Origin of the sequence: Sphingobium sp. BS19, assembly GCF_027925545.1 — a bacterium.
In the GTDB taxonomy this organism is placed as follows: Bacteria; Pseudomonadota; Alphaproteobacteria; order Sphingomonadales; family Sphingomonadaceae; genus Sphingobium.
In genome coordinates this window covers 193,275-218,153 of record NZ_BSEF01000007.1, presented here as the reverse complement: position 1 = coordinate 218,153, position 24,879 = coordinate 193,275, and the positions used below count along the sequence as shown (strand labels likewise).

Below are 24,879 nucleotides of genomic sequence, written 5' to 3'. Positions count from 1 at the left end.
AAGCCTCGATGCTTTATAGACACTACCGTTACCAAGTCGTCGAGCACCGGGTGACCGAGGCAAGGACGCGCCGACCGTCAACTTTCTGCATGTGCACCGCACAAAGCGCTCCCGCGCGCCCGTTGGAGAAAATCCAACACGCGCAGAGACATCCGCCCCACCCACAACCGCCGTCATCCCAGCGCAGGCTGGGATCTCAGGCGGCCTTTAGATAAGGCCAAAAACGTCGCGCCATAACCCACTGCCCCGCGCTTCGCCTGAGATGTCGTAGAGAGTCACGTGCCTCTTACGACCTACGCTGGCAAGACGACAGGAGGTAGCGCGCTCTTTCTAGCACCCCGCAAAAGCAAACGGACCGCTTCCGACCGTTTGTGGACGTTTAGGCCCGATTTTCCGAAAGCCCACAGCAGAAAGACCGGAATGATGGTCATCTCTCGCCAGCGGAATTCTTGCCCGCGTTGTGCCGTTCCGAATGCGCTGCTATCCTCAATCCAAGGGGGCCGAGAGCATGAACGTCTATCAAATTATCGTCGTAATATGCGGGCTGATCGTATCAGCGATAAGCATATTTGCCGTAATAGTGATCGCGCGATCGCCATATTTCACGCGGAAACCACTTTGGATTATCGGTTCGCTGGTTGGATTTTTAGGCCTTGGTATAAGCTGGACCTCTCCTGATGATTTGGTTTTGCTGTTTGGTATTTCGATCCCGGTCATAAGCGTGTCTAAAGTGCTTCCATCTGGCCCGGTGATAGTGAAAATCTTCTTCCCGTTTATCGCGATAGTAGCCCTGATAAGGCATATGACCTTTGATGATGAAGCCGCTGGTTAGCTGCATTGTGCCTTTTGGCTGCCCAAAAGCAGCCGTTCCGCCATCCACCCTCCGTCACCCCAGCGAAAGCTGGGGTCTCATGCGGCGGCGGTATGCCGGTTGCCCAAAAAGCTACTGCGGGGAGCAGCCAACCTCTGTGCCCCCTGTCCACCCCCACCCACCGCACCACATTCCCACCTTGCGTTGCGGCAGCGCGTCTGACTTGATAGGCAGGACGCAACAGCATCGGGGTCGATCCCGCGAACATCACTCTGCCGGGGGACCGCATGGCCAAGCGCCTTACTTCCATCATCCTGATCGCCATGATCCTTGGCGTGCTCGTCGGTTATGTCGCGAATCAATGGGTTGGCGCGAACGCGGATCAGGCGAAAGACGTTGCCAGCTATTTCCATCTGCTCGCCGACATATTCCTGCACCTGATCAAGATGATCATCGCCCCGCTGGTGTTCGCGACCCTGGTCTCCGGCATCGCGCATATGGGCGACAGCGCCGCGCTGGGGCGGATCGGCGGGCGGGCCTTGCTGTGGTTCGTCACCGCCAGCCTGATTTCGCTTAGCCTAGGCCTCGTCTTCGTCAACTTCTTCGAACCGGGCGTCGGCCTCAACCTTGTCCAGAGCGGCGTGGATTCCGGCGTCGATACCAAGGCGCTGAACTTCCGCGACTTCGTGCTGCACATCTTCCCGACGTCGATGGTGGAGGCGATGGCCAGCAACGCCATCCTTCAGATCGTCGTCTTCTCGCTCTTCTTCGGCGTCGGCCTCACCGCCATTGGCGAAAGGGGCAAGCCCATTGTCGTCGCGGTCGAAGCGCTGGTCGAACTGATGCTGCAGATCACCAGCTACGTCATGAAAATGGCGCCGCTCGCGGTGTTCGGTGCCATCGCCTCTGTGGTGACGGTGCAGGGGCTGGGCGTGCTCGTTACCTTCGGCCAGTTGATCGGTGAGTTCTACCTTGCACTCGCGACCCTGTGGCTGATCCTCGGCTTTGCGGGCTTCCTCGTCCTGGGCAAGCGCATCTTCCGCCTCGCCCGCTATATCCGCGAACCGCTGCTGATCGCTTATTCTACCGCCTCATCTGAGGCCGCCTATCCCAAGCTGCTGGAACAGCTCGACCGTTTCGGCGTGCCGCGCCGCATCTCCAGCTTCGTGCTGCCGCTGGGCTACAGCTTCAATCTCGACGGGTCGATGATGTACGCGGCTTTCGCCACCATCTTCATCGCGCAGGCTTATGGCATCGACTTGCCGATGAGCACGCAGATCACGATCCTCCTCGTGCTGATGATTACCAGCAAAGGCATCGCCGCTGTCCCCCGCGCTTCGCTGGTGGTGGTCGCCGCCACGCTGGCGCAGTTCAACCTCCCGGTCGAAGGCGTCGCGTTCATCCTCGCCATCGACCAGTTCCTCGACATGGGCCGCACCGCCACCAACGTCGTCGGCAATGCCATCGCGACATCGGTGGTCACCAAATGGGAAGGCATGCTGGAAGTCGAGGAGCCGGACTATGTCGAACCGCCCCACGCCCCGGCGCACACGGCGGCAGGCGGCATGGCCGGACTGGACCTCGCGTCGGACATGGTCGAGGATAAGCGGAAGGGGTGAGGGCTACCCGGGCACTATGGGCCGCGCAGACCCGTCAGGCAGGTGGACCTTCGGGATATTGCGGCCTGCCATCGTCGATCACAAGCCATGCTTGCTTGCACGATATCCAGATATGTTCGGACGGCGCAAAGCGGTCGGGATCGTCCAGACTGCCCAGGGTCAACCCGACGGTATTGGCACTCTGCCTTTCGGAAAATAAGCTTGTGCCGCATCCGGTGCAGAAGCCGCGCCTTACCCCGGTATCGGCATCGAACCAGCCAATCGGCCCGGACATAGCAACCGAGTCGAGCGGCACCATCACTCTGGCGTAAAAGGGCGCGCCAGTGGCTTTCTGGCATCGCCGACAGTGGCAGGCCCTTATGTTGATAGGCTCGGCATCGGAACTGTAGCGGCAGGCACCACACAAACACCCGCCTTCGATGCTGATGCCCATGGTCGTGCCTACACCCGCATCGGCATCAGCACATACAGCGCCGCGCTTTTGTCATTCTCCCGGATCAGCGTCGGCGCTGCGGCATCGGCGAGGTGCAGTTCCACGATGTCCCCGTCGATCTGCCCCAAAATATCGAGCAGATAGCGCGCGTTGAACCCGATCTCGAAATTGTCGCCCGCATAATCGCCCGACACTTCTTCCGCCGCCGTGCCGTTTTCAGGGCTGGTGACCGACAGCGTGATCTTGTCCTTGTCGAGCGCCATCTTGACTGCACGGGTCTTTTCCGTGGCGATGGTCGCGACGCGATCCACGCCCTGCTCGAAACTGCGCGGGTCGATCCGCAGCAGCTTGTCGTTCCCGGTCGGGATGACGCGGCTGTAATCCGGGAAAGTGCCGTCGATCAGCTTGCTGGTCAGGATCGCGCTGCCGATGCCGAAGCGGATCTTGCCCGCCGACAGCGACACCGCCACGCTGCCGTCCACTTCGTCGAGCAGCTTGCGCAGTTCCGCGATGCACTTGCGCGGCACGATGATGTCCGGCATCCCTTCGGCGCCGTCGGGCCGCGCCACGGTGACGCGCGCCAAGCGGTGGCCATCGGTCGCCGCAGCCTTCAGCACCGGCGTCGGATCGTCCGACACGTGCAGGAAGATGCCGTTGAGATAATAGCGCGTTTCCTCGGTCGAAATGGCAAAGCGCGTCTTGTCGATGATCTGCTTAAGCACTTCGGCGGGCAGTTCGAAACTGACCGGCAGGTCGCCTTCCGCGATGATCGGAAAGTCGTCGCGCGGCAGGGTCGATAGGTTGAACCGGGCGCGGCCCGCCTGGATCAGCATCTTGCCTTCCGCCGCCTGCAGCGACACCTGACTGCCCTCGGGCAGTTTGCGGGCAATGTCGAACAGCGTATGCGCCGAAATCGTCGTCGCACCGGCGGTTTCGACCTGCGCCTGCACGCTTTCGACCACCTGCAGGTCAAGATCGGTCGCCATCAGCTTGATCGCGCCATCCGCCGTCGCCTCGATCAGCACGTTGGACAGGATAGGGATAGTATTACGCCGCTCGACCACGGACTGGACATGGCCCAGACTCTTGAGGAGCGTCGCGCGTTCGATGGTGGCCTTCATTCCCTGGTCCCGCTTCTATTCTGCTTGCCTGCGTGGGCGCCGCCCGATTCCGGGTGGACGGGCAAGATGCCAGTCCTTCATTACCAACAATGCAACGAGGGGCAAGCGGTCCCGCTTGCAAAAAAGTGCCGCTTAGGCTTTGCGAGGGTGTGATGAACCGCGTGCGCCGTCTTTATGCTCTCCTGATCGTGCTTGCGCTCGCAGCGCCAGGCGCAGCAGCGGCGCGGGATTCGCTCGGCATCTTCGAAAGCTGGGGCGCATTTCGCGATCCGGCCCGCAATGTAATGGCGCTGCGCTGCTACGCCATCGCTCAACCGGCGCGCCGCAGTGGCGGCGGCGCGAAGTGGCAACCCTTCGCTTCCATCGCGACATGGCCGCGCCAGAATGTTCGCGGCCAACTGCACATCCGCCTCAGTCAATCGCGCAAGTCCGGCAGCAGCGTATCGCTTAGCATCGGCGACCGCCGCTTCGCGCTGGTGGCCGGAAACGCCGACGCCTGGGCGCCCGATAAACAGACGGACGCCGCCATCGTCGCCGCCATGCGATCGGGCACGAGCATGAGCGTGCAGACCGTCGCCAGCACCGGCCGCGCCTTCGCCGACACCTACGCCTTGCCGGGCGCGGCAACGGCGATGGACGCCGCCGCATTGGGCTGCTCCCGCCGCTAAGCCGGAAAACTGGTAATGTAGGGAATTTCCCCTTATACGCGCCCTCATGCAAATTCCCGGACATATCGATCCGGTGCCGGTTCCGCGCACCGTGACGCCCCGTGCCGATGGGCGCGTGGATCTGCTTGGCCTCAACAAAGCGCAGATTCAAAGCGCGCTGAGCGAAGCGGGGCTGGACCTTAAGCAAGCCAAGCTGCGCGCCAAGCAACTGTTCCACTGGCTCTATCATCGCGGCGAAACCGATTTCGCGGCGATGACCGATCTTGCCAAGCCCATGCGGCTGTGGATGGCGGAACGCTTCATCGTCGGTCGCCCCGAAGTGGTCGAGGCGCAGGTATCGAATGACGGTACGCGCAAATGGCTGCTCCGATCCGATGATGGGCAGGATTACGAAATGGTGTTCATCCCCGATGCGGATCGGGGCACGCTCTGCGTGTCCAGTCAGGTGGGCTGCACCCTCAACTGCCGCTTCTGCTACACCGGCACGATGCGGCTTGTCCGCAACCTCACGCCCGGTGAAATCGTGGGACAGGTCATGCTGGCGCGCGATGCGCTGGGCGAATGGCCCAAGGGCAACATGGCCGCCGCGGTGGATGATGAAGACGAGGATGAGGACGCCCCGCTCTATACCACCGATGGACGCATGCTGACCAACATCGTGATGATGGGCATGGGCGAGCCGCTCTATAATTTCGAAAATGTGCGCGACGCGCTCAAGGTTGTCATGGATGGCGACGGCCTTGCGCTGTCCAAACGTCGCATCACGCTGTCGACCAGCGGCGTCGTCCCTTTGATGGCGCGGGCTGCCGAAGAGATCGGCGTGAACCTTGCCGTATCGCTCCATGCCGTAACCAAGGAAGTGCGCGACGAGATCGTGCCGATCAACCGCAAATATGGGATAGAAGAGCTGCTGCAGGCGTGTGCCGACTATCCCAAGGCGAACAATGCGCGCCGCATCACCTTCGAATATGTGATGCTGAAGGACAAGAACGACAGCGATGACGACGCGCGCGAACTCATCCGCCTGATCAAGCATTACAAGCTGCCTGCAAAGGTGAACCTGATCCCGTTCAACCCATGGCCCGGCGCATTTTACGAATGTTCCTCGCCCGAACGGATCAAGGCGTTCAGCAACCTGGTTTTTGCTGCCGGCATATCCGCACCGATCCGCACCCCGCGCGGGCGCGACATCATGGCGGCCTGCGGTCAGCTCAAATCGGCATCGGAAAAAAAGAGCCGCGCCGAACTCGACCGGATGGCGGAGGAAAAGCAGGCGGCGCTTGGCTGACGCGCCGCCGATCTATCCGGATGACGCGGCAGTCGTAGCGGTCGGCGAGCGCTTCGCTGACCTGACGCTGCCGAAGCAGGAGTGGACCCACGCGGCGCACTTTGCTGCCTGCCTGTGGATGCTCGCCCATAGACCGGACCTGGATGCGGAACGCGATATGCCCGATATGATCCGCCGCTATAATGCAGCGACAGGGGGCGTGAACAGCGCGCACGCCGGTTATCATGAGACGATTACGCTGGCATCGATTCGGGCCGCCCGAGCGCATCTGGGGGAATCGTCCCCCGAAACGCCCCTGAATCGCGTCCATGCCACGCTGATGGCGGGGCCATGTGGCACCGCCAACTGGCTTTTTCACTATTGGTCGCCGGAAATTCTAATGCATCCATCCGCCCGATCGACATGGGTAGCACCAAATTTGCGACCGCTACCATTCTGAAAAATGGCGGAAAAGCTGGCGATTGCAATCTTTGCATCTGCAATATCGCCGTTCGCACTTGCAGCAAATGTCCTCCGCTGTCACAAGGATCGTGCCTTTCAGGCATCCTCTCCTAAAACTTTTCGGGCTGATCTTCGGATCGGCCCTTTTTTTTGGCGTCCGATTATTCTATGACGACCTCGCTGCTGTCGCGCCGAATAACATAATTTGGAGCGGTGCCGCCGGTAAGACCGGCATGGCGAGGCTGTGGCATGGGGGATTGAGTACACGTCAGGGTGGCTCTCCCCCATCCTTGCGGGAAAAATCCTGCCCCCATGTAACCGCGCGCACATTCCTTTCGTATCTGTGTTACGATAGCATCGAAGGCCGATGCCGATACCGCGCTGGGGAGGCGATGTTCATGAGCCATGAAGACAGGATCGCGGCGGGATCGCTGGTCAAGCGACACCGACTTTCGACACGGATATGGCACTGGGTGAACGCCATTGCCATCGCGACGCTGTTCATGAGCGGTCTTGGCATCTTCAACGCCCATCCGCGCCTCTACTGGGGCAATTACGGCGCCAATTTCGATACGCCCTGGCTCGAACTCGATCGCTTCCCCGGCTGGATTACCCTGCCCGGAAGCTACAGCCTGTCGATGTCGCGCCAGTGGCATCTGGCCTACGCCCTGATCTTCGCCTTCGCCTTGCTGTTGTATATGATCTGGAGCCTCATCAACCGCCACATCAGCCGCGATCTTGCTTTCCGGCGCGAAGAGCTCGCGCCGCGCCATATATGGCAGGATATCAGGGACCACGCCCGCCTGCGTTTCCCCACCGGTGCAGCGGCGCTCCGCTACAATGTACTGCAAAAGGCCAGCTACATCGGCGTCATTTTCATCCTGATCCCCGGCATCATCTTTACCGGGCTCGCCATGTCGCCAGGCATGGATGCAGCGTGGCCTTGGCTGACGCAGATTTTCGGCGGGCGACAGTCGGCACGGTCGATCCACTTCATTTTCGCCTTTGCGCTCATCGGCTTTTTTCTGGTGCACATCCTGATGGTGCTGCTGGCCGGGCCGTTCAACGAAGTGCGCTCGATGATAACCGGCTGGTATCGTGTGCCGCCGGAACGTCGCACCGGGGAGCATGGCCAATGACCTTTATGTCCCGCCGCTCCCTGCTGACCGGCCTTGCAGCGACGGCAGGCGGATTGCTCACCGGCTGCGACAAGCTCGCGCAGAGCGAGGATTTCCGCAAAGCCCTGTTCAGCGCGGAGAACGTCCACCGCTGGACGCAGCGCGCCTTGACCGATCGCCAAGCCTTGGCACAGGAATTTACGCCCGACCAGATGTCCCCCTATTTCCGCCCCAATGGCACCCGCAATCCGGGAACGGCGGAATATACCGCGATCTCCGCCAATAACTTTGCCGACTGGCGACTAAAGGTCACCGGCCTCGTCAACCGTCCGCTGTCGCTGTCGCTACCGCAGATCAAAGCGCTGCCGCACCGGGAGCAGATCACCCGCCACGACTGTGTCGAAGGCTGGAGCGCCATCGGAAAATGGCGCGGCGTGCCGTTGCGTACGATCCTTGACGGTGCGCAGCTCAAGACCAACGCCAAATATCTCGTCTTCCATTGCGCCGATACCAATGGCGGGGCGCGGCCTTATTATGAAAGCATCGACATGGTTGACGCATTCCATCCCCAGACAATCCTTGCCTTTGCCCTCAACGACAAACCTCTGTTCGTTGCCAACGGCGCCCCCTTGCGCCTGCGGGTCGAGCGCCATCTGGGTTATAAACATGCCAAATATCTGATCGGCATCGAAGCAGTCGACAATCTTGCCGGCATCCACGGTGGCAAGGGCGGCTATTGGGAAGATGTCGCTGGCTATCAATGGTATGCAGGCATTTGACGAACGCCAATTGGCTTCCTAGGTTTCCGCTATGTGGTTGCTCGATCGCCTTCTTCCAAAGTTAATCCGCAAAGGCCGCCTGACCGTCATTGACCCTGTCGGTACGGCCAAAAGCTATGGCGACGGCGATCCCGATTGGCCCGCTCTCACCATGCGACTGCACGATGCCAAGGTGGCGCGCGACATAATCCGCGATCCGCGGCTGGGTGCTGGCGAAGCCTATATGGACGGCCGCTATTCGATAGAAGGCGGCGACATACTGGACTTCGTGACCTTCGTTCGCGCCAACCGCCCTTGGGAAAGCGGCGATTATGGCCTGAAACGCCCCGGAGCGGTGCGCAGCCTCACCACCAGCATTGTCGGTCGCGTCAATCGCCTGAACCAGCGCCGCAGTTCGCGCGCCAATGTGGCGCATCATTACGACCTGTCAGACCGATTGTACGACCTGTTCCTGGATCGCGACCGACAATATAGCTGCGCCTACTGGACCGATCCGGCCAACAGTCTGGAACAAGCGCAGGCCGACAAGCTGGCGCATATCGCGGCAAAGCTGCATCTATCGGCAGGGCAGAAGGTTCTCGACATCGGCTGTGGCTGGGGCGGGATGGCGCTTTACCTAAACCGCACCTGCGACGTCGACGTGTTGGGCATCACTCTCTCGGAAGAACAGTTGAAGGTCGCGCGGGAACGCGCAGTGGCGGCGGGCGTGTCCGAACGGGTGCGCTTCGAGCTGTGCGACTATCGCGATGTTACCGGGCAATTCGACCGGATCGTGTCCGTCGGCATGTTCGAACATGTCGGGCCGCCCAACTACCGCGAATTTTTCCGCACCTGCCACAATCGCCTGACGCCGCAGGGCGTGATGCTGCTCCACACCATCGGGCGCATCAACAAGCCCGGCACCACCGACGCATGGACGCGCAAATATATCTTCCCTGGCGGCTACAGCCCATCGCTCAGCGAAATCATGAAGGCGAGCGAGCGCAACAAGCTGATGATCACCGATGTGGAAGTGCTGCGCCTCCACTACGCCTACACGCTGCGCGAATGGTACAAGCGCGTGCAGGACAAGCAGGCGGAAATCGAAGCGCTCTACGACGCGCGCTTCTTCCGGATGTGGAGCTTTTACCTGGCCGGGGCCACAGCCGCGTTCGAAAGCGGCGGCATGGTCAATTTCCAGCTACAGTATAGCCGCGACAGGCATACGCTGCCGATCACGCGGGACTATATGCATGAGGCCGAGCAGGCATTGCGCGCGAAGGGGTAGAGCCGAGACGTCAGATGTCCTCGTCATCCCGGACTTGATCCGGGATCCCGCTACCTTGAACCGTCGCAAGCAGAACCAGCTGGGCCCCGGATCAAATCCGGGGTGACGGAGTATAATTGTACCGAGCGTGATCCCACAAAAAAGACCCGATGATCACTCACCGGGCCTTTTGTAATCTTAAGCGGCCGCCTTCGAACGCGCCTGCTTCTTGCGCTCGTTCGGGTCGAGCCAGCGCTTGCGCAGGCGGATCGACTTGGGCGTCACTTCGACCATTTCATCGTCATCGATATAGGCGATGGCCTGTTCCAGCGTCAGCTTCTTCGGCGGCGTCAAGCGGACGGCGTCATCCTTGCCGCTGGCGCGGAAGTTGGTGAGCGCCTTGCTCTTCATCGGGTTGACTTCAAGATCGTCGGGCTTGGCATTCTCGCCGATGATCATGCCTTCGTAGAGCGCTTCGCCCACGCCGACCATCAGGATACCGCGTTCTTCGAGCGGGCCCAGTGCATAGGCATTCGCTTCGCCCGCACCGTTGGAGATCAGCACGCCGTTCTTACGGCCTTCGATCTTGCCCTTATGCGGACCGTATTTCTCGAACAGGCGGTTCATGATGCCCGTGCCGCGCGTATCGGACAGGAATTCGCCATGATAGCCGATGAGGCCGCGTGACGGTGCGGAGAAGGTGATGCGCGTCTTGCCACCGCCCGAAGGACGCATGTCGGTCAGTTCTGCCTTACGCACAGCCATCTTGTCGACGACGGTGCCCGAATATTCTTCGTCCACGTCGATCACGACGGTTTCATACGGCTCTTCCAGACCGGTTTCGCCATCGCGGAACAGCACGCGTGGGCGGCTGATGCCCAGTTCGAAGCCTTCGCGACGCATCGTTTCGATCAACACGCCCAACTGCAATTCGCCGCGGCCGGCCACTTCGAAGCTGTCCTTGTCGGCGCTTTCGGTCACCTTGATCGCAACGTTCGATTCCGCTTCACGCGCCAGACGGTCGCGGATCATGCGGCTCGTCACCTTGGTACCTTCACGGCCCGCCATCGGCGAATCGTTCACGGCAAAACGCATCGACAGCGTCGGCGGATCGATCGGCTGCGCGTGCAGCGGCTCGGTCACCTGCGGATCGCAGATTGTGTTCGACACGGTCGCGACGGTCAGGCCAGCCAGCGAGATGATGTCGCCTGCCTTGGCTTCGTCGACAGGAACGCGCTCCAGACCACGGAACGACATGATCTTGGACGCACGACCGGTTTCGATGATCTTGCCATCGTTATCCAGCGCGTGGATCGCCTGGTTGGTCTTTACCGAGCCGGAGAAGACCAGACCGGTCAGCACGCGACCGAGGAAGTTGTCACGGTCGAGTAGCGTCACGAGGAACTTGAACGGACCGTCGGGATCGGCGGACGGCGGCGGAACGTGATCGACGATCTTCTGGAACATCGGCGTCAACGTACCCGAGCGTGCCTGCGGATCTTCGCTGGCATAACCATTACGGCCCGACGCATAGAGTACAGGGAAATCGAGCTGTTCGTCGGACGCTTCGAGGCTGACGAACAGGTCGAACACTTCATCGAGCACTTCCTGAATGCGCTCGTCAGGACGATCGACCTTGTTGACGACCACGATCGGACGCAGGCCCAGCGCCAGCGCCTTGCCAGTCACGAACTTGGTCTGCGGCATCGCGCCTTCCGAAGAGTCGACCAGCAGGATCACGCCGTCGACCATCGAGAGGATGCGCTCCACTTCGCCACCGAAGTCGGCGTGGCCCGGCGTATCCACGATGTTGATGCGCGTGCCTTCCCACTCGATGGAGGTCGGCTTGGCAAGGATGGTGATCCCGCGTTCTTTTTCCAGGTCGTTGCTGTCCATTGCGCGCTCTTCGACGCGCTGATTGTCGCGGAACGTGCCGGACTGACGGAAGAGCTGATCAACGAGGGTGGTCTTGCCATGATCGACGTGCGCGATGATGGCGATATTACGCAGGGACATGAGATGCCTTTGGGATATAGGGTTCCGATCGACATAAAGCCGTATCGGGTGTCGCGGCCCCATAACGGAAACTTGCCAATCCCGCAACCTTGACGATCCTACATGCAGGTGCACGCCTGCCGCATCGCGCATTGGCTATTGCCGTGGCCCGCCCTATAACACGCACAAGACCCCTATTGCAGAGCAGGTGTTCTATTCTAATATAGCACCTTGAGGAGATAACATGGCATCCACTGCAACGACCACCGCTGAACCCACGATCACGCTGACCGCGCCGGAACCGGTGGCTGCGCTTGCGCCGGAAAAGGCTGTGGGCCTCGTCCCCATCGACGATGCAAAGAAATCGAAGCTGGAAGAAAAGGTCGATGCCTTTGTCGACGATCTGGTCGCGCAGGATGCGAACAGCCCGGAATTCGGGATGCGCGTCGATCAGCTTACCAATATGGGCCGCAAGGAAATTTCCGAAGCCGCTGGCCACAGCAACCGCTTCCTCGACCGCCCGGTCCGCGCGATGGATTCGGACAATCAGGTAGGCGCCGACCTCGCGCAGCTTCGCCGCACGGTGGAGGATCTCGACCCCGGCAAGCGCGGTAACCTGACCGCACCGCGCAAGCTTTTCGGGATCATCCCCTTCGGCAACAAGATGCGCAATTATTTCGACAGCTACAAAAGCGCGCAGAGCCACATCAACGGCATTCTGGGTAGCCTCGCCAGCGGCAAAGACACGCTGATCAAGGACAATGCCGCCATCGACGTAGAGCGCCAGAATATGTGGGCGACGATGGGCAAGCTGGAGCAGATGATCCACATCAGCAAGACGATGGACGCCCGCCTCGAAACCCGCGCGCTGGAACTGGACGCGACGGACCCGGCCAAAGCAAAGGCGATCCGTGATACTGCGCTGTTTTATGTGCGGCAGCGGACGCAGGACTTGCTCACGCAGATGGCGGTCACGGTGCAGGGCTATCTCGCGCTCGATCTGGTGAAGAAGAACAATGTCGAGCTGGTGAAGGGCGTCGACCGCGCCAGCACCACGACGGTTGCGGCGCTGCGCACGGCAGTGACCGTGGCGCAGGCGCTGGTCGGACAGCGGCTGGTGCTGGAACAGATCACCGCGCTTAACACGACGACCGCCAACATGATCGATTCGACGGGCAATCTGCTGAAGACGCAGACCGCTGCGATCCACGAACAGGCCGCGTCCAGCACCATCCCCATCGAAACGCTGCAACGCGCATTCCAGAATATCTACGACACAATGGACAGCATCGACACGTTCAAGGCCAAGGCACTGGAATCGATGAAGACGACCGTCACCACCCTGTCGAGCGAAGTCGAAAAGTCCAAAGGCTATATCGCCCGCGCCGAAGGTCAGGCGCAGGCACAAGCGAGCGGCGGGTCAGCGTCCAATCCCTTGTTGAGCGCGATTGAGGCGTAAGTGACGACCGTGTCGATAGCGTGCCTCCTTCGCCGTTCTGAGGACGGATTGTAATGACTCGGTCGAACCAAGTCCTTGCCGATGCGGAAGCCGTCCTCAACCGCACGTCGGACCGCTATCGCAGCCTGTCATCCCGCGCCCGCCAGCGGCGCAATGCCGCAGCGATCCGGAAATTCAAACGCATCGTCGCGGCCGTCCTGACCGTAGTCATTGGCGCGGCGGTCGTCGGCTGGTTCATTCCCCTTGGCACCAGCGGCATCATGATCGTCCTTGCGCTGATCCTGGCGGCCATCCTGCTATTCGGCATGGTCCCCGGCGAACCGCAGGTAAAGACCGAGAAGCTGGCGGAGACCGACCTCAAAGCCCTCCCGCTCCAGACCGAAATCTGGCTCGACAATCAACGCAAGGCACTGCCTGCACCCGCTGTCCAGTTGATCGATAGCATCGGCGTACGCCTGGAAACACTTGCTCCCCAGCTCGCCACCCTCAACCCTCAGGAACCCGCGGCACTCGAAGTGCGGCGCCTGCTGTCCGATCATCTACCCGAACTTGTCACCGGCTACCGCAACGTTCCCGAACCGATGCGGCGGCAGGAACGCAATGGCCGCATCCCCGAAAAGCAATTGATCGAAGGGCTGGGCGTCATCGACAGTGAGATCGACCGGATGACCGAGCAACTGGCTGCGGGCAATCTTGATAGCCTGTCGACGCATACGCGCTTTCTGGAGCTTAAATATCAGGAAGCCAAGCAACTGGGCACGCCGGAGTCCGGCCAGTAGCGTATAGCGTTCCTCCGCCGTTCGTCAGGCGCCCTCTATGATTCACCTGACGATGATATTGGTCGATTTGCTGACGGGTTTGATCGAAGCGGGCGGTTGGGCGCTGCTGATCGTCGGCACGATTATTGCGGGCGCATTGGCGCTGATATGGGGTGCGATGGGGCTGTTGCGAAAGATGCGCTAAGTACGGTGCCATTGCTTATCAGATGGAGGCACCCAGCACCGCGATCATTGCGAAGGCGAACTTTGGCGAGAGACGTGGCGCTGCTGCCCCGTATGTGGCTTCACCAAAGATACTGCTAAAGCGACCACTCCGCCGTCAGCCAGGATTTTTGCGTATCGGTGGCAAAGCTATCCGCATGATAACGCGCCCAGCGCGCGGAAAGCGTGGTTTGGCCGAAACTGGCTGATACGAGAAGGTTAAGCTCATCACCGTAATGCCGAACGCGCCGATCGCTTTCAAAACGGTGCCAGCTCGCAAGCATGTTTAAGCCGCTGACCCTGCCATTCTTCTTCCGTCCGGCACCGACAGTGACGTAGAGATCGCGCACACCATCAGGCGGCGTTGTCGTGAAACGATCGGTCCACCCCTGGAACTTGAACAGCGACGCATAGGGCGTCTGAAAACTCGTAAGGGCAACGCCGTCATCCGCGCTGAGCACTTCATAACCCACGGTTGCGGTGACTATGGAACTACTAAGCGACCCTTCGGCAAGGTAGTAATGTGCCGTGTAGGCATTCGGATTCCGATGGTAAGCGCTCTGCCGCGCCCAACTGGCAACATAACCCAGCTTGAGGCCTGGTTTAACGGTGACAGCACCGGCAAAGCGGGCACCATAGGTCTGGCTCGACAGCCGAAAGGACTGTGTTGCCGCTTCATCGGCATCGACGACATAGGCGAAGCCGGTGAGCGTTCCGACCGGCGTGGCATAGCCAAGCAGCGCGAACAGGTTGTTGCCCGATATGGCCTGCTGCTTGGCGCCGCGACCGTTGATACCATTGACCGTCCGCACGCTCCAGACATAGCTTATATCGGCGGTTAGTTTGGGCAGGCCTGACCATGTCACATGCACGGCGTCATAGGTCTGCTCATTCTGACGGAATGCAGCCGACCCGACAAAACGCTGGTCAGCGAGTTCGAGAAGCTGGCGGCCGACCGTGACCGAACCCTGGCCGGGAAGCACATAGCTGAGCTGCGCGCGATTGATCTCGATATTCTGGGGATCGCCAACCGTCGGGTACGCCGAATTGCCATGCACACCGTCAAAATACCGCCTGCCAATGGCCAGTGTCGCCTCACTCTCGATAAGCGCCGAAAGCCGGTCGCGCGTGATGCTTACGCCGGTGCGGATACGGGCGGTGATGGCGTCAGCATCAGCGGGATTAGGGGCTTGATCAACCGATTCGTAGCGCAGTCGCGCGTCGGCTAGCGGCTTCATCACTACCGTCTGTGCGTTTACCTTGGGGCTGCATAACAAAGCGCCGCCAAGCACCACAACCGATAATAAGCGTGATATCATAGGTCCCCCGGATACCGCCGTCGCAATTAAAGCGAAGCCCGTCGGCACCGCACGGTGCCGACGGGCCGCTCAACTTCGCCTAGAACGAGGTCCAGTCGCCATCGGCGTCCGCCATTTCAGGATCAGCCGCTGCAGGAAGCGGCTTGACGGGCGCAACATAAGCCTTCGCAGCGGGCTTGGGGCTCTTGGCTACCGGCACTTTCTTAACAGGGGCGGCAGCCTTACCGACGTTGAACCTGGTGGCCTGTTCAGTCAGTCCGTTGACCTCGCTTGCCAGGTTGCGGGCAGCAGCGGAGGTCTCCTCTACCATCGCGGCATTCTGCTGCGTGGAACTGTCCATAGTAACGATCGCCGCAGAAATCTCAGCGATAGCGACTGACTGCGCTTGATTGTCAGCAGCCATTGTTTCGAGCAATTCGTGCACTTGGCCAACATCGCTCGTAATTGTAGTCAGTGCACCATCGACCTTTACCACCGCCTGAACAGCAACAACGATGTCCGTCTGGGTTACCGTCAACTGATCGCGCGCCCGCTTTGCCTCTTCTTCAGCGCGCATAGCCAGCGCACTTACCAAATCTGCCACCACCGCGAAGCCACGGCCTGCATCGCCGGCACGCCCCGCCTCAACGGCGGCATTCATGGCGAGCACCCGGGTCTGGAACGCGATCTTGTCGAGCCCTTCAATGACGCTATCAATGCCTTTGGCGCTGTCCGATACCCGCTCCATTGCCTGAACCGCCTCGTCAGCAACCGCGCGGCCATCGCCTACGGTGACGATTGCCTGATCTGCACGTTCCACGGTCTGCGATGCGGCGGTGGCGCTGGCTTTCAGGCGGCTATCGATCTGGGTAATAGCGGCCGCTGTCTCTTCGAGAGAGGCTGCATTGCTTTCTGTGCGTCGTGCCAAATCTTCCGAGGCCTGGGCAATTTCGCTTGAACCGGTCTGGATCGCTGCTGCGCTGTCCCCAACGTTGCTGATCAATTCGCGCAGATTGTCCAGTGCCTCATTGAAATTGCTTTTCAGGACGGCGTAGTCGCCCGAAAACTCTGCCTTTATGGCCGTCGTCAGGTCGCCGCCCGACAGTTCCGAAAGGTGATGCGAGATGGTATCTACGACCATCTTCTGCTCAGCATCGGCCTGTGCCTTGATTTTGTCGGCGGCGTCTTTCGCAATGCCATTTTCGCGGAACACGAGGACCGCCTGGGCCATAGCACCGACTTCGTCACCGCGCTCGACTCCGGCAACGTCTTTGCGATAGTCCCCGGCTGCGATTTCGCCCATCAATGACTGAAGGCGCGAGAGCGGGCCGGTGATCCCAATCCGGGTGACAACGACTGCCAATCCTATACCGCCCAGGACGCCGGCCAGGCCAAGTGCGAGCATCCGGAATGACGTCGCATCGGCGTTGGCGGATAGCTTAACCGATGTGGCGTTTGCAAGATCGGTGCGTGCGCTGTTGAATGCAGCCAAGCCCTTGTAATAGGTAATCATCTCCGCGTCGGCGCGCGCGAGCAATGTCTTGGCTTCGTCATTTCGGTTGGCCAAGCCGTACTCCATGGCCTTCGTGACGAGATCGTGAATCCCCTCTAACTGGTGGGCAAACGGTGTCAGGCTTGCGGATGTGCCAGGCTCTGCGGCGATGACTTCCGCGAGATTCTTCTTGGCGGCTTCGAAAGAAGCCTCCCCTTCCTTCGCTGCAATACGCGCTGTCTTGCTGTTGCCATCGTAAGCCAGCGTGCGGTAAGCCGCGTAAAGCATGTCGGCGGTGTTGCGGTTGGCCCGTACCAACTTCGTTGTTCCTTGCTGCGAAGCAACAAGGTCCGAATATGTCCTGTCTATCGCAGACATTTGACGTGATCCGTCCCACGCGATCGAGAGCGTGATGGCACCCAACAGGGTCAATAGTGATATGATCTTTGTGGATATCTTCGCATTCTGCAAAATCTTCATTTATCAATCCTGACAGCGTAGCAATTCCCGGGACCCGACGTCCGGAAGTAGGTAATCCCCATTATAGGTCGCCTTGGCTGACGGTGGTGCTTGACTTATCAATTTTCCCGGCCGCTCGAACAGAAACGCTGCGTCGGATTGCGCGGATTAGGTGGGTTTTGTCGCGATCGGGGATGGGTTCGTTCTGGGTGGTCTCGAAGCTGTCTTCGATGGGCCAGGGGTGGCCTTTAACGGCGACCAGTGCGGGGGTGCCGGTAGAGAGGGCGGGCACCATTTGTGAACAAGGCGAGCTTACCGGCGCCGATATTGCGACGGATCAGGAAGCGCGATCGAGAAACGCATGACCACCAGCCGATCTGGTATATCGGCGTACGACGCCACAAAATAGCCTATTGCCGCCAAGGTCCCGGACCCGCTGTGCATGCCCGATGCAACTGTCGGATAATGGTCGACATTGGCAATGTCGGTGTCCCAAACAAAAAGGGGCGGGCCAATGGCCCACCCCTTTCGGCACGACGAAGTGCTTCGCACTTAGAAGTGGAAGATCACACCAGCCATCGGACGGATGCTGTCGAAATCATAGGTTTCCGCCTGCAGACGCAGACGAATGCCGGAATTGCCGGTCACGCCGCCAAGACCGATGTCCTTGGGGCCTACTTCGACGCCAAGACCGTAGATCCAGTCCTTCTGGTCGCTATAAGCGCGACGGCCGTTGACCCACTGGTAACCGGCCGATGCGAAGATCATGCCGCTTTCGCCAGCGCGTGCACCGACGCGGCCACGAACGCCATATTCCCAATCGATGTCGTTGAAGCCCTTGGTGGCATTACCTTCTGCACCGACGAAAACCGGGCCGAGTGGAATGTTCACACCGGCAACGCCGCTGACGAGGCCACCGTTCATTTTGCCACCGCGGGGCGAACCGAATTCGCTGTCGCGATCGAACGAGTGATAGCCGCCAAGCACACCGACATAAGGCTCAAGGCCGAATGCGTCCGTGCCATCGGGGGCGGTTTCCTGCGCCATTGCAGCGGAGGGGAGCAGCGCGATCGCTGCGGCGGCCAATAGAAACTTTTTCATACAAAACTCCAAGCGAACTTCCCGCTTTTTCTTGAGCGGTCGCACGACTAAACTGCCTTCACGCCGGGTTGTTGCATCGCAACAGAGATAAACAAGGAACTGTCGCAAAAATGCAACAGACGCTTGGCGGTTGCCCAACCGCTTAGAACATATCTGTTTTTTGGAGATGGCAAGCTGTGCCGGCTGGATGCCCCGCGAGGATTCGAACCTCGATTGGCGGAGTCAGAATCCGCTGTCTTACCATTAGACGACGGGGCATCATGCCCAAGGCGCCCCCCATGGCGGGTCGGCGACCGGAGTGCGGCAAATAAGCAGGTGCCCCCGGCCTGTCAATGACGGGATTTTGGAACCGGCCGTCGCAGCACCTTCCTGGATTGGAACAATGATGGGCGCGTGATGCAAATGCACAAACTTGCGCTTTGCCGCGTCCGCCCTTACTCTTGTTCCCAAGTACCGGTGCCTGTCGCGGCGCACGGAAAACATAACAGTGAGTTTATGGCCATGGTGCAGCGTAGCCGCCCATCGCCGCAGCCAGCGCCAAACCCCGCACACAAGGGCATGGGCGTCCCTGTGGCATCGTCCACCGCCGTCCCGACGGTGCCCTCGTCGATCAGCGCGAGCGATATGTCGCGAGCGGTCACGGGAAGCCGCTGGCCTAGCCGAAAATCCTATGCGGCGATCGATCTGGGCACCAACAACTGCCGCCTGCTGATCGCCAAGCCTTCCGCCGACGGATTCATCGTCGTCGATGCATTTTCCCGTATCGTACGTCTGGGTGAAGGTTTGGCGGCAAGCGGCCGCATCAGCGATGTCGCCATAGAACGCGCTATCGCCGCCCTGTCGATCTGTGCGGAAAAGCTGCGCCGTCGCCATGTGACTCTCGCGCGCTCGGTCGCTACCGAAGCATGCCGCCGTGCCGTCAACGGCCCTGCATTTATTGAACGGGTCTATCGTGAAACCGGCATCGCGCTCGATATTATCACCGCCGAGGAAGAGGCACGGCTGGCTGTATTGGGCTGCCATGCACTGTTGGAACCGGGCGAAGGCCCGGCGCTCATCTTCGACATCGGTGGCGGGTCCACCGAATTGGTACTGGTCGATACCGAAGGCCCGGCACCACGGATTCTCGATTGGCAGAGCGCGCCGTGGGGCGTCGTATCGCTGACCGAGTCGGAACAATTCGATCCGGACGATCTGGACGCGCGGCTGGCCGCTTATGCAGGGATGCGGCAAAGGGTGGCTGACGCTTTTGCCACATTCGCTGCGCGTCTACCTAAACAGCGCGGCTCCGTCCGCCTGCTCGGTACGTCCGGCACAGTCACCACATTGGCCAGTCTCCACCTCGAACTCCCGCGCTACGATCGTGCCGCCATCGACGGGTTGATCGTACCATCGGCGTCCATGCGTGACATATCCGGGCGGCTGGCCGCGATGGCGATTACCGACCGGCGACTGCTGCCTTGCATAGGGTCGGAACGCGCCGATCTGGTAGTCGCAGGCTGTGCTATACTGGAAAGTATCCTCGACATCTGGCCCGCAGAGCGGCTCGGCGTTGCGGATCGCGGCATTCGCGAAGGCATATTGCGCGGCCTGATGGACCGCGACGTTATCCCCAGCCAAAGGGCAGGATCATGACAAGAGGCACCGGCGTAGGCCATATCCGCGTCAAGACAGCCAAGAAGCGGACCGCGCAATCGACGCGCTGGCTCGAGCGCCAGTTGAACGACCCCTATGTCCATGCCGCACGCGCGCAGGGATGGCGCAGCCGCGCCGCCTTCAAACTGATCGAACTGGACGAAAAATTCCATTTCGTGAAGCAGGCACGCCACGTCATCGACCTTGGCGTCGCGCCGGGCGGTTGGGCGCAAGTGGTGCGCAAACTCTCACCCAAAGCGCGCGTCGTCGGCATCGACTTGCTCCCTACGGATGAGATCGAAGGCGTGACCCTGCTCGAAATGGACTTCATGGACGACAAGGCGTCAGGCGTGCTGTGCGCGGAACTTGGCGATGCGCCCGATCTTGTGCTTTCGGACATGGCGGCCAACACCGTGGGCCATACCCAAACCGACCATTTGCGCACGATGGGTCTGGTAGAGGCAGCGGCCTATTTCGCCATCGAAACGCTGAAACCCGGCGGCGTCTTCGTGGCCAAGGTGTTCGCAGGTGGCACCGACCGCGAATTGCTGGCCGTGCTCAAAAAGCACTTCACCACGGTCAAGCACGCCAAGCCCCCCGCCAGCCGCAAGGGATCGAGCGAATGGTATGTCGTCGCGCAGGGGTTCAAGGGGAATAATGAACCGGCAAGCTAGTCAGAATCGCCGCGCTACTCCGAAATACAGTCGCGCATCCGGGCTGCTGTGATTGAGACCTAAGGCACTACCGACGTCAAGTTGCCACGCATCCACGGGTTGCCATGCCAGCGCAGCAGCCGCGAGCAATTCGGTGCTGTGGCCCGACGGATCGTCGTCACGAAACGCCGACAGTTCAAGCGCGGCATTCACAGCTTCTGAAAGATCGACGCCGATCCCCGCTACGCTGCCATAAGCCAAATGGCGTCCGCTGCGATCCTCATCGACGGCAGCATCGATTTCCGGAGAGAGTTGGAGCGATACGCCCTCGGCAATATCGGTGCTGATCGGCACGATTACACCAGCGCCCCAGTCGCCTGCGCCAATCGCTGCTCCACCTGCAGGCAACGTTACGAACGGCTGCACCGCCGCCGACAAACCGGATCCATCCGGGTTCGCAACGCTTCTTTTATACGCCAGCAACACGTCCCCCGTGCCGCTGGACCGATTCACCGACGTCCCTGCCCGGTCCCGCTGATGCCCATAGGCTGTCCAGCCAATTTCGATTTCGCTCTGCGTATCGATACCATAGCGCAGCAGCATGTCGCCGACGATCACTCTATCGGATTGCATGTCGCCATCACGATCGCGGGTCCAGTCACCAACCCCAACTTCGGCGAGAGTGTGGCCCTTGTCGACGATACAGGGTGGTGTCCCCAGCCCAGGTCGCGTCGGGCAAAGCGGACGCAAGTCCTGCGCAATTGCCGGTATTGCAAATGCCACCCCGAGCACAAGAAAAACGGCACGCTTCACGCTATTTCCCTCGCGCAGTCGCCACCGCGGCCTTCAGCGTATCTAAGCCCACAGCACCGTTCAGTACCTGATTGCCGATCACGAAAGTAGGCGTGCCGCTTGCCTGCAACGTCTGCGCGAGACGGATATTGGACTCCACCTCGGCATTGTACTTCGTCGATACCATCGCTGCCTCGGCCGCCTTGCGGTCGATCCCCACCTGCGCCGCCGCCCCGAAGATCGAATCGCGTGTTACCTTGCCCGCACCGTAAAGCGCGCGGTGGAATGGCATGTACTGCCCCTTCTCGGCGGCGAGCAGCGATACCTTTGCCGCATCCGCGCTCTGCTCCGACAGGATCGGCAGTTCGCGGTACACGACCTTCAGATTGCTGTCCTGCGCCACCAGCTTGGCAATTTCAGGCAAAGTCGCGCGACAATATCCGCAGGCATAATCGAAAAACTCGACTAGCACGACATCGCCCTTAGCCGCGCCTTCCCACGCTCCGGCATAGGGCGTCTCGATGACCGAACGATTCTGGTCGATCACCGCGCCCATTCGCTTGGAGGCCAGCTTTTCCATCGCCTGCGGCAGTATTTCGGGATGCTCCAAGATGTAGTCGCGCACGATTGCTTCTATGGCCGCCCGATCCTTGGTATCCACCGCAGCAGCCGGGGCCGCGCTTTGCAAAAAGAAAGCCGCGACCGCTGCCGCCGCGACAAAGGACGTTCCACCCAGCATCATCTGTATCTTTCCATTCTTAATTGCGGCTCCAAAGCTCGCCGGGGTGTCGCTCATCGTTTTTTCCTGCCTTGCGATTCGACCGCAGCGCGCGATGCCATGGAGATGTCCTGCGCGCGCAACCAGTCCGCGGTGCCTTCCTTCAATCCCTGCATCGCTGCGTCGGCGCTACGCAGGGCAAGGCCGTCCTGACCCTGCATCGAATAGCGTTCCGCCGTCGCCAGCGCCGCGCGAGGAATATCCCCCCGCCGTTCATACACCACGCCAAGCTGATACCAGGCGAAGGGGTTTTCGCGGTCGCGCGCAACAGCGGTGCGCAACACCTTCTCTGCCTCGTCGAAATTCTTCTCATCCTCGGTCGCGATTAGCGCATGGCCCAGCAGCACCGCGATCAGCGGCTGGTTACCCGACCCGGCGACCGCTTCGCGCAACGGTGCAATCGCTTCGGCTGGGCGCCCGCTTTCCAGCAGCACCTGTCCCTTCAGCTCCAGAAAATACGGATCGTGCGGCTGCGCGGCCAGCAACGCGGCCACTTCCGACAAGGCTTTTTCCGGATAAGCGCTTTTATGCCAGGCATAGGCGCGCGCATAATGGCCGGGGATCGACTGATCGGTTTCGGGATAAGTTCGCAACGTCTGCGACGGGTCGGACACGAAGCCGACGAGCTTTGCCTTCACCCGCTCGAACTTCCGTTCGAGCACAGGGTCGACCGGCTTCTTCCACGCCGGGTCTTTTTCATAGACGTTGGTGAGCACCGCAATTCGCTCGCCGGACAGTGGATGGGTCCGTCCGTAACTGTCGTCCTGCGGTATTGCCAGGCGATACTCCTGATTCTGCAGCTTCTTGAAGAACTCCAGGCTGCCCTGCCCGCTTATGCCCGCCGCGCCCAGATAACGTGCACCGGCCAGATCGGCGGAGCTTTCCTGGGTGCGGGAAAAAGCGAGATATTTGCCCATCGCCGCCTGCTGACCGGCGCCCATGATGCCCATACCCGCTTCGCCTGCGCCCGCCGCGATAGCGGCTGCGCCGAGTACCAGGCTGAGCAGCGTGATATTGGTCGCCGCCTTAGCGCCATCGGCCCCGGTGATAACATGCCCACCTTCGATGTGGCCAAGCTCATGTGCGACGACGCCCTGCACCTGATTGACGTTGTCTGCGGCGGCAATCAGCCCGCTATGTATCCATACATATTGCCCGCCAGCGACGAAGGCGTTGATTTCCTTGTCGTTAATCAACAGGACCTGGACATTGCGCGGTTCCATGCTCGCAGCCTTCACCAGAGGGCCGGAGATGTCATTGAGCAACGCTTCGGTCTCCGCATCGCGCAATATCTGCTGTGCGACCGCCGGACGGACCAGCAAGGCGCAGGACAACAGCAACGCGACACACAGGCGCATCATTGCGCGAACGGCAGGGGCAGGAGCCATGGCGATGCTATGGGCGAAGTTGCGCTCAGGTTCAATGGCGAGAGGATAAGGCTCGTGCCTAGCAGGCGAGCCCATCTTCATTGCGGGCGCTTTCAGCATGACGACCGAATACAGCCTTTATCAGCGCACTAGTCCGGCGGCACGAAGCGCGTCTTCGATGACTTTCTGCACGCCCCCTTTGGTCCTGGAGCTCATCGGGCGGTCCAACGGTGCATCGACTGACCGCAGACTGGCAATGGGGGAAGCCGTGGTAGACGCACGCTCTTCAAGTAAGCTCCATGAGGCTGCGATGTGCCGCGTCGAGGAAATCCCCACATCCAGCATATACGGCATGGCTACGCCGCATGCGTCTGCGCCGGTCGTGGCCAAGGGGGTGCCGTGGCCCATATTGCCGATCCTGAAATCCTCCACGACCGCGCGACCGTCCGAATTCTTCCAGACGCGATGGGAATGTCCGGCAATCGCATTCGTGGTGGCAGGTGTGGCGTCAACGCCATGGACCGAAATCCATTGCGCGAGGATCGCGTCCGCATTGGCGCTATTGACGGTGGCGTCGGCGGTTCCGTGCCAGACGGCAATGCGTGGCCAGGGACCGGCGTGACCAGATGCCTTGCGCACCTGATCGCCCAGATCCTTGCCATCCGTTGTCTTTGGCGAACGCATAGCTTCAAGAGCCTGCGGCACATTGGCAGCGGCGCCATGTGGAAGACCCGCAATAATCGCTCCTCCTGCGAAAACCTCGGGATAGGTCGCCAGCATGATGGATGCCATCGCGCCGCCCGCCGACAGCCCGGTAACGAAAATGCTAGTCGGATCGATGCCATGGGCTTTGACCATTGCCTCGATCATTTGACGAATCGAGAGCGCTTCGCCATGATCGCGCCTGTTGTCCGCCGGTGAGAACCAGTTGAAACAGAGATTAGGATTGTTCGATCGTTTCTGCTCTGGAAAGAGCAAGGCAAACCCATGTTTGTCGGCCAGTTGCGACCATCCGGATCCGTGATCATATCCATCGGCGGACTGTGTGCAGCCATGCAGGACGACAACCAATGCCGGCCTCTTGGCCAGACTCACGGGAACATGCATCTTCGCGCCCAAAGCTCCAGGATTTGTGCCAAAGCCCTCAAGCGTCTGCAGTTTTTTGGTTACTTTATCGCCGCTGAGCGGCGCGACGGCGGCTCGCAGAGCGGCGAGTTGGGCAATGGTGCTGGATAGCTTCTTCATGCGATTATCTCCGGTCCTGAAGAACCGCCGGCTAGGCGCTCCGTCCAGTGCTGCTTTCTTTGCTGCACTGCACAATATGGCTCTCCGAAGCTAACCGACAA

At 60.4% G+C, this 24,879-nt stretch carries 23 protein-coding genes and 1 tRNA gene; 13 read left to right on the top strand and 11 right to left on the bottom strand.

The genetic code is table 11. The features are described 5' to 3' along the window. Positions 1-508: 508 nt before the first annotated feature. Positions 509-832: a hypothetical protein gene (locus tag QMG56_RS10215; protein ID WP_281822456.1), complete on the top strand. Its 324-nt coding sequence runs from the start codon at positions 509-511 to the stop codon at positions 830-832. Positions 833-1,098: 266 nt separating this feature from the next. Continuing rightward, positions 1,099-2,430 (top strand): dicarboxylate/amino acid:cation symporter, encoded by a 1,332-nt coding sequence (locus QMG56_RS10210; RefSeq protein ID WP_281822455.1) that lies wholly within the window; start codon positions 1,099-1,101, stop codon positions 2,428-2,430. A gap of 34 nt (positions 2,431-2,464) precedes the next feature. Here the strand turns inward: QMG56_RS10210 and QMG56_RS10205 are convergent, their stop codons facing one another. Together QMG56_RS10205 and dnaN are read right to left on the bottom strand one after the other, a co-directional pair. Then, positions 2,465-2,863, bottom strand: a complete 399-nt coding sequence (locus tag QMG56_RS10205) for a GFA family protein (RefSeq protein WP_281822453.1) — start codon at positions 2,861-2,863, stop codon at positions 2,465-2,467. A gap of 8 nt (positions 2,864-2,871) precedes the next feature. Continuing rightward, positions 2,872-3,984, bottom strand: coding sequence for a DNA polymerase III subunit beta (gene dnaN / locus QMG56_RS10200; protein ID WP_281822451.1), 1,113 nt, complete (start codon positions 3,982-3,984; stop codon positions 2,872-2,874). Positions 3,985-4,136: 152 nt separating this feature from the next. Between dnaN and QMG56_RS10195 the strand changes: the two genes are divergently transcribed. The 6 genes from QMG56_RS10195 (at position 4,137) to QMG56_RS10170 (ending at position 9,545) form a co-directional block, all read left to right on the top strand. Beyond that, a complete protein-coding gene (locus tag QMG56_RS10195) occupies positions 4,137-4,652 on the top strand; it encodes an invasion associated locus B family protein (RefSeq protein ID WP_375713673.1) in 516 nt (171 codons plus the stop codon). 46 nt (positions 4,653-4,698) lie between these two features. Beyond that, on the top strand, positions 4,699-5,940 hold the full coding sequence (rlmN, locus tag QMG56_RS10190) for a 23S rRNA (adenine(2503)-C(2))-methyltransferase RlmN (RefSeq protein WP_230186446.1): 1,242 nt from the start codon (positions 4,699-4,701) through the stop codon (positions 5,938-5,940). Further along, positions 5,933-6,379 carry a hypothetical protein gene (locus QMG56_RS10185; protein ID WP_309298553.1) on the top strand — a complete coding sequence of 149 codons (447 nt, stop codon included), beginning with the start codon at positions 5,933-5,935 and terminating at the stop codon, positions 6,377-6,379. Before rlmN ends, QMG56_RS10185 begins: the two co-directional genes overlap by 8 nt. A gap of 400 nt (positions 6,380-6,779) precedes the next feature. Then, positions 6,780-7,520 carry a cytochrome b/b6 domain-containing protein gene (locus QMG56_RS10180; RefSeq protein ID WP_281822450.1) on the top strand — a complete coding sequence of 247 codons (741 nt, stop codon included), beginning with the start codon at positions 6,780-6,782 and terminating at the stop codon, positions 7,518-7,520. Then, positions 7,517-8,278, top strand: a complete 762-nt coding sequence (locus QMG56_RS10175) for a molybdopterin-binding protein (RefSeq protein ID WP_281822449.1) — start codon at positions 7,517-7,519, stop codon at positions 8,276-8,278. The genes QMG56_RS10180 and QMG56_RS10175 overlap by 4 nt, the downstream gene beginning before the upstream one ends. A 31-nt stretch (positions 8,279-8,309) precedes the next feature. Continuing rightward, positions 8,310-9,545: a cyclopropane-fatty-acyl-phospholipid synthase family protein gene (locus QMG56_RS10170; protein WP_281822448.1), complete on the top strand. Its 1,236-nt coding sequence runs from the start codon at positions 8,310-8,312 to the stop codon at positions 9,543-9,545. 177 nt (positions 9,546-9,722) lie between these two features. Here QMG56_RS10170 and typA read toward each other — a convergent pair whose 3' ends face one another. Further along, entirely contained in the window at positions 9,723-11,540 is a 1,818-nt protein-coding gene (typA, locus tag QMG56_RS10165; RefSeq protein WP_230186442.1) for a translational GTPase TypA, read from the bottom strand. A 223-nt stretch (positions 11,541-11,763) separates the two neighbouring features. Between typA and QMG56_RS10160 the strand changes: the two genes are divergently transcribed. The 3 genes from QMG56_RS10160 to QMG56_RS10150 are packed head-to-tail and all read left to right on the top strand — an operon-like array spanning position 11,764 to position 13,941. Next, positions 11,764-12,978: a toxic anion resistance protein gene (locus QMG56_RS10160; RefSeq protein WP_281822446.1), complete on the top strand. Its 1,215-nt coding sequence runs from the start codon at positions 11,764-11,766 to the stop codon at positions 12,976-12,978. 53 nt (positions 12,979-13,031) lie between these two features. Continuing rightward, complete coding sequence (locus QMG56_RS10155) at positions 13,032-13,757, top strand: hypothetical protein (protein WP_230186440.1); 726 nt, start codon at positions 13,032-13,034, stop codon at positions 13,755-13,757. A gap of 37 nt (positions 13,758-13,794) precedes the next feature. Next, the gene (locus tag QMG56_RS10150; protein ID WP_230186439.1) at positions 13,795-13,941 is read left to right on the top strand and encodes a hypothetical protein; all 147 of its coding nucleotides are present in this window, start codon (positions 13,795-13,797) and stop codon (positions 13,939-13,941) included. Positions 13,942-14,056: 115 nt separating this feature from the next. On the opposite strand, the gene QMG56_RS10145 is transcribed toward QMG56_RS10150, so the two are convergent. The 4 genes from QMG56_RS10145 to QMG56_RS10130 form a co-directional block, all read right to left on the bottom strand. After that, positions 14,057-15,196 carry a hypothetical protein gene (locus QMG56_RS10145; protein WP_281822443.1) on the bottom strand — a complete coding sequence of 380 codons (1,140 nt, stop codon included), beginning with the start codon at positions 15,194-15,196 and terminating at the stop codon, positions 14,057-14,059. A 160-nt stretch (positions 15,197-15,356) separates the two neighbouring features. Further along, on the bottom strand, positions 15,357-17,228 hold the full coding sequence (locus tag QMG56_RS10140) for a methyl-accepting chemotaxis protein (protein ID WP_281822442.1): 1,872 nt from the start codon (positions 17,226-17,228) through the stop codon (positions 15,357-15,359). A gap of 531 nt (positions 17,229-17,759) precedes the next feature. After that, entirely contained in the window at positions 17,760-18,308 is a 549-nt protein-coding gene (locus QMG56_RS10135) for an opacity protein (protein ID WP_230186436.1), read from the bottom strand. A gap of 184 nt (positions 18,309-18,492) precedes the next feature. After that, positions 18,493-18,566, bottom strand: a tRNA-Gln gene (locus tag QMG56_RS10130). Between the two features lie 366 nt (positions 18,567-18,932). Between QMG56_RS10130 and QMG56_RS10125 the strand changes: the two genes are divergently transcribed. Together QMG56_RS10125 and QMG56_RS10120 are read left to right on the top strand one after the other, a co-directional pair. Then, positions 18,933-19,943, top strand: a complete 1,011-nt coding sequence (locus QMG56_RS10125; RefSeq protein WP_375713678.1) for a Ppx/GppA phosphatase family protein — start codon at positions 18,933-18,935, stop codon at positions 19,941-19,943. Further along, positions 19,940-20,617: an RlmE family RNA methyltransferase gene (locus tag QMG56_RS10120; protein ID WP_230186434.1), complete on the top strand. Its 678-nt coding sequence runs from the start codon at positions 19,940-19,942 to the stop codon at positions 20,615-20,617. The genes QMG56_RS10125 and QMG56_RS10120 overlap by 4 nt, the downstream gene beginning before the upstream one ends. Here QMG56_RS10120 and QMG56_RS10115 read toward each other — a convergent pair whose 3' ends face one another. The 4 genes from QMG56_RS10115 to QMG56_RS10100 form a co-directional block, all read right to left on the bottom strand. Beyond that, complete coding sequence (locus QMG56_RS10115) at positions 20,618-21,409, bottom strand: transporter (protein ID WP_281822440.1); 792 nt, start codon at positions 21,407-21,409, stop codon at positions 20,618-20,620. Position 21,410: 1 nt separating this feature from the next. Continuing rightward, a complete protein-coding gene (locus QMG56_RS10110) occupies positions 21,411-22,130 on the bottom strand; it encodes a DsbA family protein (protein ID WP_375713677.1) in 720 nt (239 codons plus the stop codon). Between the two features lie 50 nt (positions 22,131-22,180). Continuing rightward, entirely contained in the window at positions 22,181-23,554 is a 1,374-nt protein-coding gene (locus QMG56_RS10105) for a M48 family metalloprotease (RefSeq protein ID WP_281822438.1), read from the bottom strand. Positions 23,555-23,674: 120 nt separating this feature from the next. Beyond that, positions 23,675-24,778: a PHB depolymerase family esterase gene (locus QMG56_RS10100; RefSeq protein ID WP_281822436.1), complete on the bottom strand. Its 1,104-nt coding sequence runs from the start codon at positions 24,776-24,778 to the stop codon at positions 23,675-23,677. Positions 24,779-24,879: the final 101 nt, after the last annotated feature.